Source organism: Halomonas sp. PR-M31, from assembly GCF_001039575.1.
Classification (GTDB): domain Bacteria; phylum Pseudomonadota; class Gammaproteobacteria; order Pseudomonadales; family Halomonadaceae; genus Modicisalibacter.
Genome location: NZ_JIBT01000057.1, coordinates 12,876 through 30,571 on the forward strand (window position 1 = coordinate 12,876; position 17,696 = coordinate 30,571).

At 56.4% G+C, this 17,696-nt stretch carries 13 protein-coding genes and 2 pseudogenes; 9 read left to right on the forward strand and 6 right to left on the reverse strand.

From position 1 onward, the window contains the following. Nucleotides 1-34: 34 nt before the first annotated feature. The 3 genes from CH74_RS18815 to CH74_RS14570 are packed head-to-tail and all read left to right on the forward strand — an operon-like array spanning nucleotide 35 to nucleotide 4,533. Nucleotides 35-211 (forward strand): hypothetical protein, encoded by a 177-nt coding sequence (locus tag CH74_RS18815; protein WP_048308260.1) that lies wholly within the window; start codon nucleotides 35-37, stop codon nucleotides 209-211. Continuing rightward, complete coding sequence (locus tag CH74_RS14565) at nucleotides 201-3,182, forward strand: ATP-binding protein (RefSeq protein WP_048308261.1); 2,982 nt, start codon at nucleotides 201-203, stop codon at nucleotides 3,180-3,182. Before CH74_RS18815 ends, CH74_RS14565 begins: the two co-directional genes overlap by 11 nt. Next, on the forward strand, nucleotides 3,160-4,533 hold the full coding sequence (locus tag CH74_RS14570) for a sigma-54 dependent transcriptional regulator (protein ID WP_048308262.1): 1,374 nt from the start codon (nucleotides 3,160-3,162) through the stop codon (nucleotides 4,531-4,533). The genes CH74_RS14565 and CH74_RS14570 overlap by 23 nt, the downstream gene beginning before the upstream one ends. 758 nt (nucleotides 4,534-5,291) lie before the next feature. On the opposite strand, the gene CH74_RS18820 is transcribed toward CH74_RS14570, so the two are convergent. Continuing rightward, entirely contained in the window at nucleotides 5,292-5,501 is a 210-nt protein-coding gene (locus CH74_RS18820; RefSeq protein ID WP_172656347.1) for a hypothetical protein, read from the reverse strand. On the opposite strand from CH74_RS18820, the gene pcnB reads away from it, so the two are divergent. The 6 genes and pseudogenes from pcnB (at nucleotide 5,418) to CH74_RS14600 (ending at nucleotide 11,039) form a co-directional block, all read left to right on the forward strand. Then, nucleotides 5,418-6,833: a polynucleotide adenylyltransferase PcnB gene (pcnB, locus tag CH74_RS14575; RefSeq protein ID WP_048308263.1), complete on the forward strand. Its 1,416-nt coding sequence runs from the start codon at nucleotides 5,418-5,420 to the stop codon at nucleotides 6,831-6,833. The genes CH74_RS18820 and pcnB overlap by 84 nt on opposite strands. Continuing rightward, nucleotides 6,826-7,311, forward strand: a complete 486-nt coding sequence (gene folK, locus CH74_RS14580) for a 2-amino-4-hydroxy-6-hydroxymethyldihydropteridine diphosphokinase (protein ID WP_048308264.1) — start codon at nucleotides 6,826-6,828, stop codon at nucleotides 7,309-7,311. The genes pcnB and folK overlap by 8 nt, the downstream gene beginning before the upstream one ends. Nucleotides 7,312-7,484: 173 nt before the next feature. Next, nucleotides 7,485-8,276, forward strand: a complete 792-nt coding sequence (gene panB, locus CH74_RS14585; RefSeq protein ID WP_048308265.1) for a 3-methyl-2-oxobutanoate hydroxymethyltransferase — start codon at nucleotides 7,485-7,487, stop codon at nucleotides 8,274-8,276. Continuing rightward, nucleotides 8,276-9,129: pseudogene (panC, locus tag CH74_RS14590) on the forward strand (pantoate--beta-alanine ligase). The gene panB and the pseudogene panC overlap by 1 nt, the downstream one beginning before the upstream one ends. A 131-nt stretch (nucleotides 9,130-9,260) precedes the next feature. Beyond that, a complete protein-coding gene (locus tag CH74_RS14595; RefSeq protein WP_048308266.1) occupies nucleotides 9,261-10,442 on the forward strand; it encodes an acetyl-CoA C-acetyltransferase in 1,182 nt (393 codons plus the stop codon). A 225-nt stretch (nucleotides 10,443-10,667) separates the two neighbouring features. Then, nucleotides 10,668-11,039 (forward strand): acyltransferase, encoded by a 372-nt coding sequence (locus CH74_RS14600; protein WP_156181540.1) that lies wholly within the window; start codon nucleotides 10,668-10,670, stop codon nucleotides 11,037-11,039. 78 nt (nucleotides 11,040-11,117) lie between these two features. Here CH74_RS14600 and pnp read toward each other — a convergent pair whose 3' ends face one another. The 5 genes and pseudogenes from pnp to infB all read right to left on the reverse strand — a co-directional run bounded on the left by pnp (nucleotide 11,118) and on the right by infB (nucleotide 17,693). Beyond that, entirely contained in the window at nucleotides 11,118-13,241 is a 2,124-nt protein-coding gene (pnp, locus tag CH74_RS14605) for a polyribonucleotide nucleotidyltransferase (protein WP_048308268.1), read from the reverse strand. 171 nt (nucleotides 13,242-13,412) lie between these two features. Continuing rightward, the gene (gene rpsO, locus CH74_RS14610) at nucleotides 13,413-13,682 is read right to left on the reverse strand and encodes a 30S ribosomal protein S15 (RefSeq protein ID WP_048308269.1); all 270 of its coding nucleotides are present in this window, start codon (nucleotides 13,680-13,682) and stop codon (nucleotides 13,413-13,415) included. Between the two features lie 112 nt (nucleotides 13,683-13,794). Beyond that, a pseudogene (truB, locus tag CH74_RS14615) lies at nucleotides 13,795-14,705 on the reverse strand (tRNA pseudouridine(55) synthase TruB). Next, nucleotides 14,705-15,121 (reverse strand): 30S ribosome-binding factor RbfA, encoded by a 417-nt coding sequence (gene rbfA / locus CH74_RS14620; protein WP_048308270.1) that lies wholly within the window; start codon nucleotides 15,119-15,121, stop codon nucleotides 14,705-14,707. Before rbfA ends, truB begins: the two are co-directional and overlap by 1 nt. A 19-nt stretch (nucleotides 15,122-15,140) precedes the next feature. Further along, the gene (infB, locus tag CH74_RS14625) at nucleotides 15,141-17,693 is read right to left on the reverse strand and encodes a translation initiation factor IF-2 (protein ID WP_048308271.1); all 2,553 of its coding nucleotides are present in this window, start codon (nucleotides 17,691-17,693) and stop codon (nucleotides 15,141-15,143) included. Nucleotides 17,694-17,696 lie beyond the last annotated feature (3 nt).

Sequence of the window (17,696 nt, forward strand, 5' to 3'; positions counted from 1 at the left end):
TCTGACTCAAGAAAGGAAATAGTAGACAGCCTCCATGTACATTTATCGCATCATGCTATTTCTGGTTTTCGGCGGCTATTTACTGTCGCCGGTATTGATGAGCGGCTGGGGCGTGCCAGATATCGCCTGGTATCGCCCTTTCTTGATCTGGGGTGGGCTGATAGCGCTCGGGGTATGGCTGGAGCAAAAGAGAAAGCTCGATGAACGCTAGTCTTGCTGGGATTCTTGCCCTTGGGGCAAGCTATCTATCGTTGCTTTTTCTAAGCGCCATGGCGGTAGAAAAAGGGTGGGTATCAGAACGTTTCGTGCACCACCCGACGGTCTACTCGCTCTCTTTGGGCGTCTATGCCAGTGCCTGGGCCATTTACGGCAGTGTCGAACTGGCTTCTCAGGTCGGCTATGGCTATCTGGCCTACTATCTGGGTGTTTCCGGCGCCTTTTTACTGGTATCGGTCATGCTAGTACCTATTCAGCGTCTGGCGCGCACCTATCAATTGACCTCCCTGGCAGACCTGTTCGCTTTCCGCTTTCGCAGCCGCTGGGTCGGCACCTTGATCACCCTTATTACGCTGATGGCCGTGATACCGCTGCTGGGGCTGCAATTGAAGACCCTTGGCGATGCGCTTCAACGATTGACCGGCAGCGAATCGCCCACGCTGCTGGCCCTACTCTTTTGCGTTCCGATCACACTGCTGGCCATCATGTTCGGCGCGCGCCACAGTCATCTGCCGGTACGCCACGATACCTTGCTGGCGGTCATCGCATTGGAATCTCTGGTCAAGCTGGCTGCCCTGATGCTGCTGGGTGTGATCGCGCTTTACGGCGTCTTCGATGGCCCCAGCGATCTACAGAATTGGCTCGAGGGCCCGGGGCTTGTCTTGCAGAACGATATCACGCGACTTGATACCGGCCAGTGGCGTGTTCTACTGCTGCTGTTTTTTGCTGCAGCCTTCCTAATGCCGCACATGTTTCACATGACCTTTACGGAAACACCCTCACGCAAGGCACTGCTGCAGGCTGGCTGGAGTTTTCCGCTCTACCTGCTGCTGATGGCCTTGCCAATACCCTTGATCGTATGGGCAGCGCAGCGCCTGGGTGTCGACACGTCGCTGCCTGGTGGTGCTTATCTGGCGTTTGAGCTATCCACCAATTTCTGGATCGACGGTCTGGTTTTCATTGCCGGTCTGGCCGCCGCTAGCGGCACGCTGATCATTGTGGCGCTGGCGCTTGCAGGCATGACCTTGAATCATCTGGTGCTGGTTGCACGTCCTCCGGACAATCGGGAAAACCTTTACCGTCGACTACTCTGGTTGCGCCGCATTCTGATCACCTCTGTCATCTTCGGTGCCTGGCTGTTCTATTACAGCGTCGGACAGCGTCACGATCTTGCAGACATGGGGCTGACTGCCTTCGTTGGCATGGTGCAATGCCTTCCTGGCCTGCTTGCGATCCTTTATTGGCCCGGCGCCAACCGCAAGGGCATGCTCTGCGGTCTTGTCACCGGCTGCACGATCTGGCTGTCAGGAATGTGGCTATCCTTGCTCAGCGAGATGTCGCTCATGGAACTGCTGCCTTCCAGCCTGGCCTGGCTCCAGGACGAACCGGCCTGGTATGTCGTTACCCTAATCGCGCTCAACGCCAACATCCTGATCTTCATCCTGGTATCCCTGGTTACTCGAACCTCGTCTGGAGAACGCGCCGCCGCCGAAGCCTGTTCCGTGGAGGCCGTAATTCGCCCACAGCGCCTGCCATTGACGGCGCGAAACGCAGAGGAATTCAAGCATTTATTAGCCGATGCGCTAGGACCAGACGTGGCCAGGCGTGAGGTGGAGAACGCAGCAAGCGCATTGAAGCTATCCCCCCAAGACAACCGACCCTATGCTCTGCGACGCTTGCGGGATCGTATTCAAGCCAATCTGTCAGGGCTGATGGGTCCATCCGTAGCGCAAGATATCGTGGATCGCTTCCTGCCCTATCGAACAGATGGCGCAAGAAGCACGGACGACATCCACTTCGTCGAGCGTCGTCTAGAGGCATATCGCACTCGCTTTACCGGACTGGCCCGGGAGCTTGACGGATTGCGCCGCCATCATCGCCGCACGCTGGAGCGCTTGCCCATCGGCTTGTGTGTCTTCGATGAGGAGGGTGAATTGCTGATGTGGAATGATGTTCTGGCACAGCTTTCAGGCATTGATGGCAATCATGTTATCGGCGCTCATCGGGATGGACTTCCCTCGCCCTGGGGCGATCTTTTCAAGCGCATCTACGATGAACCGCAGGATTATCTTTATAAGCAAGCCGTGACACTGTCATCCCAGGTACGTCATCTGACGCTGCATCGGGCGCTGTTGCCGCCGGAAGAAGGCGATCATGGCGCCATGGTGATTCTCATTGAAGATCACAGCGAGCTGAAATGGCTCGAGGATGAACTGGTACACAGCGAGCGTCTGGCCTCCATCGGTCGTCTGGCTGCAGGCGTCGCCCATGAGATCGGCAACCCGATCACGGGAATTTCATCCCTGGCTCAAAACCTGCACTATGACAGCGACGATCCCAGCGTTCTGCAAACGGCCGAACAGATTCAGCAATTGACCCAACGCGTGTCAGCCATCGTCGGGTCCCTGGTCGGCTTCGCCCACGGGGGACGTCACATTCAGAACACTCGGCTGACGATGCTGAAACTGCGCCCGCTCGTGGATGAGGCACTGCACTTGATCCACCTGGCACGATCGGGCGAGGATATAACCTTTGATAATCGTTGTCCGCTCGAGATACAGGTCGAAGGCGATACACAGCGTCTGGTTCAAGTGTTGGTCAACCTGATCGGCAATGCCCGGGATGCCAGCTTACCAGGAGGTCGGGTGGTCCTAGATGCCGATGTCCAAGAAAACTGGATACGATTGAGCATCACCGATGAAGGTCATGGCATTGACGAATCGATTCGCGATCATCTTTTCGAGCCCTTTGTCACCACCAAAGCACCCGGAGAGGGGACAGGGCTTGGGTTGCCCCTAGTGTATAGCATCGTCCGCGAGCATCATGGCGATATTCGAATCGACTCGCCTGCTCCGGGTCAAGCGCAGGGTACCCGCATCACACTCCGCTTCCCTCGACCGCAAGAGGACAAGCCGCAACCACCACAGGATGATTCATACGCCGATGAGCAGAATTCTGATCGTTGAAGACGAAGCCATCATTCGCAGCGCCCTACGCCGTCTACTGGAACGCCATGACTATCAGATCAGCGAGGCCGGCTCGGTAGAGGAAGCCTTATCTCTCGATCCCAAGCGCTTCGATCTGATCATCAGTGATCTGCGTTTACCCGGCCCTCCCGGTACCGAACTCATCGATGCGGCAGATCCGGTACCGGTATTGATCATGACCAGCTATGCCAGTATGCGATCCGCGGTTGAGGCACTTAAACAGGGTGCCGTCGACTATATCGCCAAGCCTTTCGATCACGACGAACTCATCAAGACCGTTGCAACCACATTGCATCGTCATGCATCCACTTCTCAGGAAGACTGCGTTCAGGACGCGACGGCACCTCAGGAGATGATCGGCGACTGTCCTGCCATGCAGATCGTTTACGATCGCATACGCAAGACGGCACCTGCGGATGTCACGGTACTGGTTCAGGGCGAATCCGGCACCGGCAAGGAACTGGTAGCCCGCGCCTTGCACCGTCAGAGTCGACGTGCCAACTCGCCGTTGATCTGTGTCAACTGCGCCGCAATTCCTGAAACCCTGATCGAATCCGAACTGTTCGGCCATGAAAAAGGTGCGTTCACTGGCGCCAGTGCGGCACGCACCGGCCTGGTCGAGGCGGCGGATAGTGGCACGCTGTTTCTCGATGAAATTGGCGAGCTGCCATTAGATGCTCAGGCCCGGCTGCTGCGGGTTTTACAGGAGGGTGAGATACGCAAGGTCGGCTCCGTGGAGACGCGCCATGTGAATGTGCGCCTGATCGCTGCCACCCATCGCGATCTGCATGCGCTATCGCGCAGCGGTGAGTTCCGTCTCGATCTGTATTATCGCCTCAATGTCATGCAGATCGATCTTCCCCCGTTGCGTGAGCGGGAAGACGACATCTTGAAAATCGCTGACATTCTTCTGGATAGCGCATGCCGGCGCCACGCCCGGGAAGGCTTGAAGCTTTCGCGCGCAGCTCGGCGCGATATTCGTGACTATCCATGGCCGGGAAATGTTCGCGAACTGGAAAACGCTCTGGAGCGTGGAGTAATACTGGCGGAAAGCCATCTCATTCATCCTGAGGATCTTGGGCTTGAGTCGCCTAGACCCTTGCCGAATACGAGCAATCCCGTACCCGCCACGTTGCGCAGTGTTCCCAAGGAAGCGGAAGAGGATCTTTCACTTGAAGATTACTTCCAGCACTTCGTGCTCGAACATCAGGAACAGATGAGCGAAACCGAACTCGCACAAAAACTCGGCGTCAGTCGCAAATGTCTTTGGGAGAGGCGCCAACGCCTGGGTATCCCACGCAGGAAAGCCTCCCGCGCCCGCACCAATTAAGACCTTGGTCGAAAAAACGACCAAGGTCTAATGAGGCGAATTGCGTTTCTAGAAACATATTCTCGCTATATCAAAGCTGAAAATACTTCCTTTGTTACCTTCTTACCCACTTCGCACCACGTTCCGCATCATTTTCGGTAACACACGTTTATCGCCGATTGGGCAAGCACTCTTTGTCGAGCATAACCTCATGTTCTTCCTATAAAAAAAACACGGTGGCACACCACGTGCACTTTCTATGTCTAGAAAAACAAGAAACGAACGCTGATCACTGCGCGTACTCACTGTAATAACAACAAGAAAAACAGATGATGTGGCTGATGACATTCCAATAAGAACAATTGTCGATGAAAGATGCGCTTGCATTGACCCAATAACAACAATTGCCAAGCAACGTCTGTCAGCCCGGTAAGCACAATAAGATTGATTATCCGGTATTTTATCGGAACGCGATGTACCCAGAGCAGACTCGATAACAATAGCCGTCTGTCGGAGGCACGCCCTTGGAAACAATCATAAAAGCCAGGGGAAGGTAGAATTTCTACCGTCGTGGTTGGATTATTGTTTTGAATACGAGACGGTCGCCATCAGGCTTTCCAATAACAATAACACTGCTTACCTGATAGATTTCATTAGTGACCGTGGTGCGTATTCAAGGCGATGCGCCATCACGAAGAAAAACCAACAGCAGGGATGCTGAGCAACTTGCTTTAAGGGGAGGCCATAAGCCTCCCCTTTCTACATGTACTTTTACATATTCAATTAATAGGCCATTTCCGTAAGCCCGCCTCCTTTCCACGATGCCCAGGCATCGCCAATGCTTTGCAAGCCTTCTGCGCTCGGCTACACTTGCCGTTCAATTTACTGCGAGCCAATATCGCTGCATGTTCAAAGGATTTACTCGCTTTTTTCAACGCCCCGGTGAACGTTTGAAGACCCTGTTCGGCAATCAAAACGGCGTAGGTCATGTGACTCGACCCCATATCATTCCCCGCGAAGAGCATCCTATTTCACGTCAATTGTTCAGCGATAGCGCCTTGAAAGTGCTTTATCGGCTGCACAACGCCGGTTTTGACGCCTATCTGGTCGGTGGCTGCCTGCGTGATGCCCTACTCGGCAAGTCGCCCAAGGATTTCGACGTCGCAACCAACGCTACACCGGAGGAGTTGCGCGACCTGTTTCGCAATTCGCGCATTATTGGACGACGTTTTCGTATCGTACACGTGCGCTTCGGTCGTGAGATCATCGAGGTCACCACCTTTCGTGGCCGCCCTAATGATGACCACGGCGAACATCTGGCCCAGCAGTCCGAGCATGGGCTGCTCTTGCGAGACAATGTTTGGGGCAACATCGAAGAAGACGCGCTGCGTCGAGATTTCACCATCAATGCGCTGTACTACAACATCGCGGATTTTTCGCTGCAGGACTGGGTTGGCGGGATGGCCGACATCGACGATCGCGTCCTGCGTCTCATTGGAAATCCTGAAACGCGCTACCGTGAAGACCCGGTACGAATGCTCCGTGCCATGCGGTTTGCCGCCAAGCTAGACTTCTCTCTTGCCCCGGCTACCGAGGCGCCCATTGGCGACATGGCGGCTCTGCTTTTACAGATTCCGCCCGCCAGACTGTTCGAGGAAGTGCTGAAACTGTTCTTGTCCGGCCATGCTGTCGCCACTTTTAACCTGCTACGTCAGTACGGGCTTTCCGCCATGCTCTTTCCCGAAGCGGAAGAAGCCATCGAAGAGCTTCCCTGGGCAGAGCCACTCATCATTCAAGCACTGACTAATACCGATATCCGTATTCGGGAAGAACGACCGGTAACACCGGCCTTTCTTTTTGCAGCCCTACTTTGGCCTGGCGTACAGCAGCGTCGTAAGCAATTGCAAGCCGAGGGTCTAGCCCCCATTCCTGCCCAGCAGACTGCCGCCCAGCAAGCGGTATCCCGCCAGCTTCAGCACACGTCCATACCCAAACGCTTTAGCTTCCCGATGCGCGACATATGGGATTTGCAGCAGCGCCTTCCCAAACGACGTGGCAAACGTGCATTTCAAACGCTTGAGCATCCTCGCTTTCGCGCTGCTTTCGATTTTCTGCTGTTGCGTGAGGCAGCCGGTGAAATCTCTTCTGGGCTCGGCGCTTGGTGGGAGGCTTTCCAGAGTGGCGACGAGCACGAACAGCGGCGCCTTCTGAATAAGGTCGATGCCGATCCCGCTGGCACCAGCGATGCCCGCAAACGCCGACCACGCAAACGCCGGCGCAGTAATAAACCTGAAGGATCAACACCGTCAGGACATGAGTGAATCCGTGCATCATGCCTACATCGGTCTGGGCAGCAACCTGAACGGGCCACGTCAGCACGTCGAGAAGGCATTGATAAACCTGCAGTATCTTCCAGTAACGACGTTGGTGGCTGTATCGCCTTGCTATGCAAGCAAGCCCGTAGGCCCCCAGGATCAACCGGATTTCATCAATGCGGTGGCCCGGGTAGACACACGCCTATCTCCTTTGGCGCTACTCGATCAACTTCAGGCCCTGGAACAGCAGCATCGACGGCGTCGCTTGCGTCACTGGGGGCCCCGCACTCTGGATCTGGATCTGCTTTTGTTCGACGATCTGGATCTTGATCTACCACGTTTGACACTACCCCATCCCGCCATGCAGGAGCGAGCTTTCGTGCTGTTTCCTTTGGCTGATATCGCACCTGAGCTGACGATTGGGGCCACACGATTGAAAGATCTTCTGCTACACATGAAAGACGACGACCTGCAGCGTCTTTGATCCTATAGTTAGGGTTGCAAGATATTTGTTACCCTTCCACACTATCATCGAGCATAAAGTAACAAATACGGGTAACAAACGACTGTGCCCGACATTGAGGCCTTTTTTTAACTGCACTGTTCTCCCATGCTGACAACTTTATTAGCATGCCATTTGAGACGAGATTGCACGCCATGAAGACCGTTACCACGCGCACACTCCAGGCGCTCAAGCACGCCGGTGAAACATTCAGCTGTTTGACCGCGTACGATGCCTCCTTCGCCCGTATTGCGAGCCAAGCAGGCATTGAAGTGCTGCTGGTCGGTGATTCTCTGGGCATGGTGTTACAGGGCCACCCCACTACCCTTCCTGTCACCCTGGACGATATCTGCTATCACATCCGCTGTGTCGCTCGCGGTAAGGAAAAAAGCCTGCTGATGGCAGATCTACCGTTCATGAGCAATACGAGTACGGAGCGTCTGCTGCAAGATGCCGGCGTACTGATGCGTGCTGGCGCCGAGATGGTCAAGATCGAGGGAGAAGCGTGGCTTGCAGAGGGTATCCGTGAGCTGACTCGGCGTGGCGTTCCTGTCTGCGCCCACATGGGACTGACGCCTCAGTCAGTGCACCAATTCGGAGGGTACAGGGTGCAGGGCCGAGATAGCTCTCAAGCCGAGCAGATGATGGCTGATGCCCAGGCATTGGTCGATGCCGGCGCATCAATCATTTTGCTCGAATGCGTACCCGCCCACCTGGGTCGCATCATGCGAGATACTCTAAAGGTACCCGTAATTGGCATTGGCGCAGGCGTCGATGTCGACGGGCAGATCCTGGTGATGCATGACGTGCTGGGCGTCACCCTCGGTCGTCCGCCTCGCTTTGCCAAGAACTTCCTGACCGGAACCGACTCGATCGAAGCTGCTTTCAGGGCTTATCATGAGGCCGTCAAGACGCGCCGTTTCCCCAGTGAAGAGCATAGTTTCTAATGCAAACTCTGAGCAATATCAAAGCGCTACGCCAGACGCTTGCCACTCGTCGTCGCTCAGGCGGCAAAATCGGCCTGGTGCCCACCATGGGCAACTTGCATGCAGGCCATGCGGCCTGGTAAAGATGGCGCGGCAACACTCGGATGTCGTGGTAGCGACGATCTTCGTCAACCCTCTTCAATTTGGCGCCGGCGAAGATCTCGACGCCTATCCGCGCACCCTTGGTGAAGACCAGAGCAAACTGGAGGCTGCCGGATGTGACCTGCTATTCACGCCAAGCAATGCCATGCTCTATCCCGATGGCCTCGAGGCGCACACTCGAGTGATCGTACCCGAGGTTTCACAGGGACTTTGCGGCGCCAGCCGGCCAGGCCACTTCGAAGGTGTAGCGACCGTGGTCACGATGCTTTTCAACCTGGTGCAACCGGACATTGCTTGTTTTGGCGAGAAGGATTATCAGCAGCTAGCGGTGATTCGCAAACTGACCGCAGACTTGCATCTGCCGATTGACATCATTGGGGCATCCACCGTACGAAACGACGACGGGCTGGCGCTATCATCACGCAATGGCTATCTCGATGAGGCTCAACGCGCCAAGGCACCTGCACTATATCGTACCCTATGTCGTGCCCGAGATGCCCTTGAGAACGGCATGCAGAGCAGTGACGTGATACATCAGGCTCTGGAAAGTCTCACTGCAGCACATTTCAAACCGGACTATTTTGAGCTGCGGCGTGCCCATGATCTTGGCCCAGTGACCGATACGACCCGGAACGCCAGGCTGCTTGCGGCTGCCCATCTGGGTACGACTCGCCTGATCGACAATATTCCCATCTCATTACCGGTCAGTTGAGCGGAAGCTGTATCAAGAAATGCCGAATCAGCTTTATTACATGGTCATGGCACGTATTAGCGATTGCGGCGATGCCCATGGGTCTCCTATGCTGATAGCGGGACTATTCGTTCGAACATAAGGAGTTTCGTATGCAAGATGTGGTCATTGTCGCCGCTCGCCGCACCGCCATTGGCACTTTTGGCGGTTCGCTCTCCACGATTCCCGCCAAGGAGCTAGGAGCTCGTGTTATCAAGGATATTCTTGCTAATACCGGCGTCTCTCCCGATCAGGTCGATGAAGTGCTGCTTGGTCAGGTATTGACTGCTGCCTGCGGCCAGAACCCCGCCCGTCAGACCTCCATTCTCGCCGGCTTGCCGGACGCCGTACCTGCCATGACCATCAACAAGGTCTGCGGTTCCGGTCTCAAGGCACTGCATCTCGCGACTCAGGCCATCCGCTGTGGCGATGCGGAACTGATTCTGGCCGGTGGTCAGGAAAACATGTCGCTATCGCCCCACGCTTTGCCCCACTCCCGTACCGGACAGCGCATGGGTGACTGGAAGGCCCTCGACACCATGGTGTATGACGGACTGTGGGACGCCTTCAACGATTATCACATGGGCATTACCGCGGAGAATCTGGGCGAGAAGTACGGTATCACTCGAGAGCAAATGGACGAATTCGCCGCCGCTTCTCAACAGAATGCCAGTGCCGCAATCGATTCCGGACGCTTCGACAGTCAAATCGTGCCAATCGAGATTCCTCAGCGCAAGGGCGATCCTGTCGTCTTCGACAAGGATGAAGGGCCTCGTGCCGGCATCACCGCTGAAAAGCTTGGGGGAATGAAGCCTGCCTTCAAGAAAGACGGTTCAGTGACTGCCGGCAACGCCTCTGGCATCAACGACGGCGCGGCGGTGGCCATGCTGTGCTCCGAGTCCAAGGCACGGGAACTGGGTCTCGAACCGCTGGCATATATCAAAGCCTATGCCAATGCGGGGGTTGATCCGTCGATCATGGGCATCGGTCCGGCGCCGGCAACGCGTCGCTGTCTCGAGAAGGCCGGCTGGAGCATGGACGAGCTTGATCTGGTAGAAGCCAACGAAGCCTTTGCGGCCCAAGCAATGGCGGTGAACAAGGAACTAGGTTGGGATACCAGCAAGATCAACGTCAACGGCGGTGCCATCGCCTTGGGCCATCCTATCGGCGCCTCCGGTTGCCGCGTATTGGTCACGCTACTGCATGAAATGATCGCCCGGGATGCCAAGAAGGGCCTTGCGACGCTATGCATTGGCGGTGGGCAAGGGGTTGCCCTGGCTATAGAACGCCGCTGATCTGTTTGACTGACAACATCACGGCTCTCCTTTCGAGAGCCGTGTTCACGTCCGGCACATCATAAAAGAAGCATTTCGTAACGACATATCTTTGCGTAAAAAAACTTCTCCTGCTAACTTGCCTACCTCTTGATGCTGCCGTGGCATTGCCATCTTGTACGTCGCTTCCCAGGGATGGGACAAACTCATGTTGTTTTCGATTCAGTCACTACGCGTTTTCGCAGCGTGGCTTGGCGTCTTTCACCACTTCGTCTAATTACCTGGGGGCTACCTAGCGCCGCATTGATTATCGCCTTCATCTCCCTGGAGACCGCGTTCAAAGCCAATACAATTTGCAAGACACTCGGCAACTGGTCCTATTCGACCTATCTTTTACACGTCATTGTGCTGTGGACGGCTCAATATGTCCTTGGAGAGACCTTTGGTCTTGCTCCTTACGCCATTCTTGGTTTGTGCCTACCGATCATTCTCCTGCTCTCTTGGGGGAGCTACGAGTTTATCGAGAAGCGATTTGCACGCTATCTCAAACATGCGCTCTCTGCTGTTGTTCGTCATCGAAAGCATCGTTTCCTGGGAAGTGCGAACATATCGCCCTGAAATGCAAAAACCCCGCCATCAGTGGGCGGGGTTACAGGAAGAACAAGCAGACCTTGAAAGGACGGCTCTGATCGTCGGTTATCCGGCCAATTCCGCCTCGAAGGCGGCTTTCTCCTCAGCACCAATCTCCTTGATCGAAAGCTTCACACGATTGCGGTTGTCGATGTCGAGCACCTTGACCGTCACCTCGTCGCCTTCGTTGAGGAACTCCCGCACGTCATTGACGCGCTCCGGTACGATTTGCGAGATATGTACCAGTCCGTCGGTACCTGGCATGAAGTTGACGAAGGCACCGAAGTCGGCGATACGCACCACCTTGCCCCGATAAAGCTTTCCGATTTCGGCTTCGGCGGTAATTCCAAGCACGATGTCGGTTGCCTGCTTGGCAGCCGCCTTGTCGTCGGCGTAGATACGCACGGTGCCATCATCGTCGAGATCGATGGAGGCGCCGGTATCATCACAGATCTTGCGGATGGTGGCGCCACCTTTGCCGATGACGTCACGAATCTTGCCTGAATCGATCTTGATGGTAATCATGGACGGTGCGTTTTCAGACACTTCCGTACGGCTTCGGTCAATCACTTCGTTCATCTGAGCGAGGATGTCCTGACGCGCTTCATGAGCCTGCTGTAGCGCAGTTTCCATGATCTCTTCGTTGATGCCCTCGATCTTGATATCCATCTGCAGAGCAGTGACACCTTTAGCGGACCCGGCCACCTTGAAATCCATGTCACCAAGATGGTCTTCGTCCCCCAGGATGTCCGTCAGCACGGCAAACTTGTCGTCGTTCTTGACCAGTCCCATAGCGATACCCGCTACCGGCGCCTTGAGTGGCACCCCGGCATCCATCAAGGCCAGGGAAGTGCCGCATACCGACGCCATGGAGCTTGAGCCATTGGACTCGGTGATCTCGGACACCACGCGAATAGTGTAGGGAAAGTCCTCGTCGCTAGGCAGCATGGCCTGAACGCCACGCCGGGCCAGCCGGCCATGGCCGATCTCGCGACGCTTGGGCCCGCCCATGAAGCCAGCCTCGCCCACACAATAAGGGGGGAAGTTGTAGTGCAGCAAGAAGCGATCCTTGCGCTCCCCTTCCAGGGATTCGATCAGCTGGGAGTCGCGCAGTGTGCCCAGGGTCGCGATGACCATCGCCTGGGTTTCACCCCGGGTGAACAAGGCAGAACCATGGGTACGCGGTAGCACACCGACCTGAATGTCCAGTGGCCGCACGGTCTTGTGATCTCGCCCATCGATGCGCGGTTCACCATCGATTACGCGGCTACGCACGACGCGCTTTTCCAAACCGGCAAAGGCACCGCTCACGTCATCGGTGCTGAACCGAGCGTCATCGCCGCTAGCCAACTGCTCGACAGCCTCGGCCTTGAGATCTGACAGGGCGTCCTGGCGCGCCATCTTATCGGTCACCCGGTAAGCATCACCAATCTTCGCCTCGAAGCCGCTCGCCAGAGCGTCTTTGAGTTCGGTGTTTTCCTGCGCCGGCTGCCACTCCCACTTGGGCTTGCCGGCTTCGCCGACAAACTCATTGATCGCCGTGATAGCCACTTGCATTTCCTGATGGGCAAAGAGCACTGCACCAAGCATCTCGTCTTCAAGCAGCTCCTTGGCCTCGGACTCCACCATCAGCACGGCTTTCTCGGTGCCGGCAACGACCATGTTGAGTTCTGAGGTCTTGAGCTCCTCGACGCTGGGATTGAGGAAGTAGCCCCGTTCTTCGCTGAAGGCTACTCGAGCGGCGCCAATGGGGCCACTGAAGGGCACGCCGGAAACGGCAAGTGCTGCTGACGTCCCGATCATTGCAGCAATGTCGGGATCCTGATTGCGATCCGCGGACAGTACGTTACAAATGACCTGGACTTCATTCATGAAGCCTTTTGGAAACAGAGGACGAATCGGCCGATCGATCAGCCGTGACGTCAACGTTTCCTTTTCGGTGGGGCGTCCTTCACGCTTGAAGAAGCCACCGGGGATTTTGCCGACCGCATAGGTCTTTTCCTGGTAATGCACGGAAAGCGGAAAAAAGTCCTGGCCTGGCTTGGTATCCTTTCTGGCCACTACGGTACATAGCACCACGGTATCGTCCATGGTGACTTGTACAGCGCCAGTCGCTTGACGGGCGATACGCCCTGTTTCGAGGGTCACGGTGCTCTGACCGTACTGAAATGTTTTCTTGACCGGATTCACGGGGACATCCTTACCTTGTCGATTTCATTGGGGTCGTTTTGACTCGGCGACCATTCTACCAGTCTGGCGGGATCACTGGTTAGCGCCAGCAGGCATCCAAAAACGCAAAACGGGCAACCCTCGGGCTGCCCGTTCTTGTCTTGCATGTGCGCAGAAGCGACTTGTCGATCCTCAGCGACGCAAGCCGAGACGCTGAATCAAAGACTGGTAACGCTCCAGATCCTTGCGCTTGAGATAATCGAGTAGCTTGCGGCGCTGGTTAACCATTCGGATCAGGCCACGACGAGAGTGGTGATCCTGCTTGTTGGACTTGAAGTGAGACTGCAGTCCGTCAATGTTGGCACTCAAAAGTGCGACCTGAACCTCCGGGGAACCGGTGTCGTTTTCACCACGACCGTATTCATTGACGATTTCAGCCTTCTTTTCAGTGGTCAGTGCCATCTGTATACCTCCAGTAAGCAATATGCTTGAGATGATAAATGTCGGAGACCACGCATATTTGCAGTCTCCAGGTTGCGTCGCTATCGGTTAGCGACAAGGCTACTTTCACTCGTCAAGCGGTAGCCACCAGCCGACGGGGGGTTATCTCTCCCGCCATGAGAATCGTGACCAACCCCAAAAAAACGTCGTCACGATACAAGCGTGCCAGGCTGTCTATTGATAGCCCGGCGGTATCTGTTTGTACGCACTGTCCCAGTAACAAACGCCTTGCAACATCGTCAGCGACGCTCAGTCGTGGCAAGTGCTTTACCAGCACGTCCGTTTCCAGCAGCTGCAGCTCGCGCTGGCCTTGATCATTCATCAGGCCAGCGTCTCCAGCGAGACCATACCGCTATCGTCGAAGGTGCCGGTTCGCAGTCGCCGCAGCGCCGTAATATGCGCTCCACATCCCAGTGCATGACCAATATCTTCGGCCAGCGTGCGAATGTAGGTGCCCTTGCTGCAGGCCACTTCAAGCTCGAAACCCGAGGCATCGCGCCCAAGAAGCCGCATATCATAAACCGTCACGGGACGCGGTGCACGCTCGATCGTCTTGCCTTGACGTGCCAGTTCGTACAGTGGCCTTCCTTGATGTTTGAGCGCCGAATACATGGGCGGTACTTGCTTGATCTCACCGCGAAATGACGCCAACGCCCTTTCAATATCGGTATCGGTAAAGCCCGCGACCGAACGACGCTCGACGACCGCACCTTCTGCATCGCCGGTATCGGTGATTTCACCCAGGCGAACGTAAGTGCGATAGCACTTGTCAGCATCCAAGAGATAGGATGAAAACTTGGTCGCCTCGCCAAAGCATACCGGCAACAGCCCCGTCGCCATTGGGTCCAGCGTTCCGGTATGACCTGCCTTTTGTGCTTGAAACAGACGACGAACCCGTTGAAGTGCGTGATTGCTCGACATACCAGCAGGCTTGTCGAGCAACAGCACACCGTTCACCGGCAAGCCTTGGCGACGTCTCGCCATCAGCGCTCCTCTTCTCCTGTAGAGGTTTCGCCATTCCCGGGATCATCGCTGTGATGCGCGCGATCCGCCTCTACAGCCTGATCGATCAGCGAGGAGAGTTCTTGACCTCGCAGGACGCTTTCATCGTAATGAAAACGCAGCTCAGGAACGTGACGCAGCTTGATGCGTCGGGCAATTTGGCTGCGCAAAAACCCGGCGGCATGCTTAAGTACCGCCAGGTTCTCCTTCACTCGTGCCGGGTCGTTGTCGCCCAACAGGGTGATGTAAACCTCGGCATAGCCCAGGTCCCGGCTGACGTCGACACCGCTGACGGTGACCATACCCAACCGCGGATCCTTGACCTCCCGCTGGATGAGCACTGCAAGCTCCTGCTGCAGCTGATCCGCCACCCGATCGGTACGCTTGAACTCACGCATCCTGCTCTCCTTTCTTGCCTTAGAGGGTGCGTTCGACCTTCACCTGATCAAAGACTTCGATCTTGTCGCCGACCTGAACGTCGTTGTAGTTCTTTACGCCGATGCCGCATTCCATGCCATTGCGCACCTCGTTGACGTCATCCTTGAAGCGCCGCAGAGACTCCAGCTCACCCTCGTAGATGACCACGTTTTCGCGCAGCACACGGATCTTCTTGTGTCGATGCACGGTGCCTTCGACCACCATGCAACCCGCGACGGCCCCGATCTTTGGCGCCCTGAACACATCGCGCACCTCGGCAATACCCACGATGTCTTCGCGCCACTCCGGAGCCAGCATGCCGCTCATGGCCTGCTTGACCTCGTCGATGAGCTGATAGATCACACTGTAATAGCGCAGATCCAGCCCTTCGCGCTCGATGATTTCTCTAGCGGCCGCATCTGCCCGCACGTTGAAACCAACGACGATGGCATCACTCGCCAAGGCCAGGTTGGCGTCGGTACCGGTGATACCACCAACCCCGGAGGACACTACTGCTACTTGGACTTCGTCGGTAGAAAGCTCTTCAAGCGCACCCCGAATGGCTTCCAGGGAGCCCTGCACGTCCGCCTTGAGCACGATATTGACCTTAGCCACTTCGTCCTGACCCATCTGGCTGAACATGTTCTCCAGCTTGGCCTTTTGCTGACGCGCCAGTCGCACCTCACGATACTTGCCCTGACGGAAGTTGGCGATTTCCCGCGCCTTCTTGTCGTCCGCCAGTACCATGAAGTCCTCACCGGCTTCCGGTGTGCCATCTAGCCCTTGGATTTCCACCGGCATGGACGGCCCGACCGACTCGACCTGCTGACCAAGCTCGTTGGTCAGTGCCCGCACACGGCCATAATGCAAACCGGCCAGCACGATATCGCCACGCCGCAGCGTCCCGTTCTGGACCAGCACGGTGGCTACCGGGCCGCGACCCTTATCGAGACGCGACTCCACGACCACACCCTTGCCCGGCGCTGACGGTACTGCCTTGAGCTCGAGAACCTCGGACACTAGCTGCACGGCCTCGAGCAGCGAGTCGATATTTTCTCCAGTTTTGGCGGAGACATGCACGAACTGTGTATCGCCGCCCCACTCTTCGGAAATGACACCACGCTGAGACAGCTCGTTCTTGACCCGGTCCGGATCGGCGCCCGGCTTGTCGATCTTGTTGACCGCGACCACTAAGGGTACCTCGGCCGCCTTTGCGTGCTCGATCGCCTCAACGGTTTGAGGCATCACGCCATCGTCCGCCGCCACGACTAGAATGACCACATCCGTCGCCTGGGCACCACGTGCGCGCATGGCAGTAAAGGCTGCGTGGCCCGGCGTATCCAGGAAAGTGACGCCGCCCTGCTGATTACCGACGTGGTAGGCACCGATGTGCTGGGTGATACCGCCAGCCTCACCGGTCGCCACCTTGGTGCGCCGAATGAAATCAAGTAGTGATGTCTTGCCATGGTCGACATGACCCATGACCGTGACCACGGGTGAGCGCGTAATTTCTTCACCTTCGTAAGAAATGCCCTCAAGCACTTCGGTTTCCAGCGCATCGTCCTTGACCAGCTTGGGCGTGTGGCCCATCTCCTCGACGACGATCGCCGCGGTGTCCTGATCGATGGTCTGGTTGATGGTGACCGCAGCCCCCATGGTGAACATGGCCTTGATGACTTCGTTGGCCTTGATTGCCATCTTGTCAGCAAGCTCGGCGACACTGATCGATTCCGGAATTGCCACCTCGCGCACGATTGGCTGAGTTGGCTTTTGGAAAGAGTGCTTGCCGCCGCTTTCACGACCACCGCGGCGGCTGCCGCGACGCTCGGCACGTTTGACTTTCTTGCCGCTACCACGACGACGCTCGCTGCGTTCCTCGCGATCTTCGTCACGGCTGGTATCACGCCCTTTCTTGGCCGGCGCTTTCTTTTGCGCACGGCGATTGTCGCTGCGAGGCTCTTTGGGGGGCGCCTCGACGACCGGCTCGTCACTTTGAGGAAGCTCTGGCTTGCTAGGCTTCTTGGACACTGGCGCCGGCGCTGGCTCTTCCTGTGGGACGGGCGTTGCAGCAGTTTCCTGCTGAGAAGCAGCGGCTTTCTCCTGAACCGCAGCCTCAGACTTTCGTGCTTCTTCAGCTTCGGCTTGAGCACGCTCGGCCTGCTCGGCCTCTGCGCGTGCCTGAGTGGCATTCGCCATATCGCCGACCAATTGACGGGGTCCCTGCTCCTGCTGGGCAGGCTGCTCGGCAACCTCTTCCTCGGCACGCTTGACGTAGGTACGCTTCTTACGCACCTGCACTTCAATGGTCTTGCCGCGTCCTTCGCCGGTTCTGATGCGGCTCTTGGTCTGACGGGTCAAGGTAATGCGATTCTTAGCACCTCGGCCACCACCGTGACTCTTGGTCAGGTGATCAAGCAACCGCTGTTTATCCTCTTCGGACACGGCATCACTCTCGCCCTGATGGGGAAGACCGGCTTCTTTCATTTGCTCCAGCAGGCGGGACGTATCACGACCTACCTTGACTGCGAAATCCTTCACTGTCATTTCTGACATTAC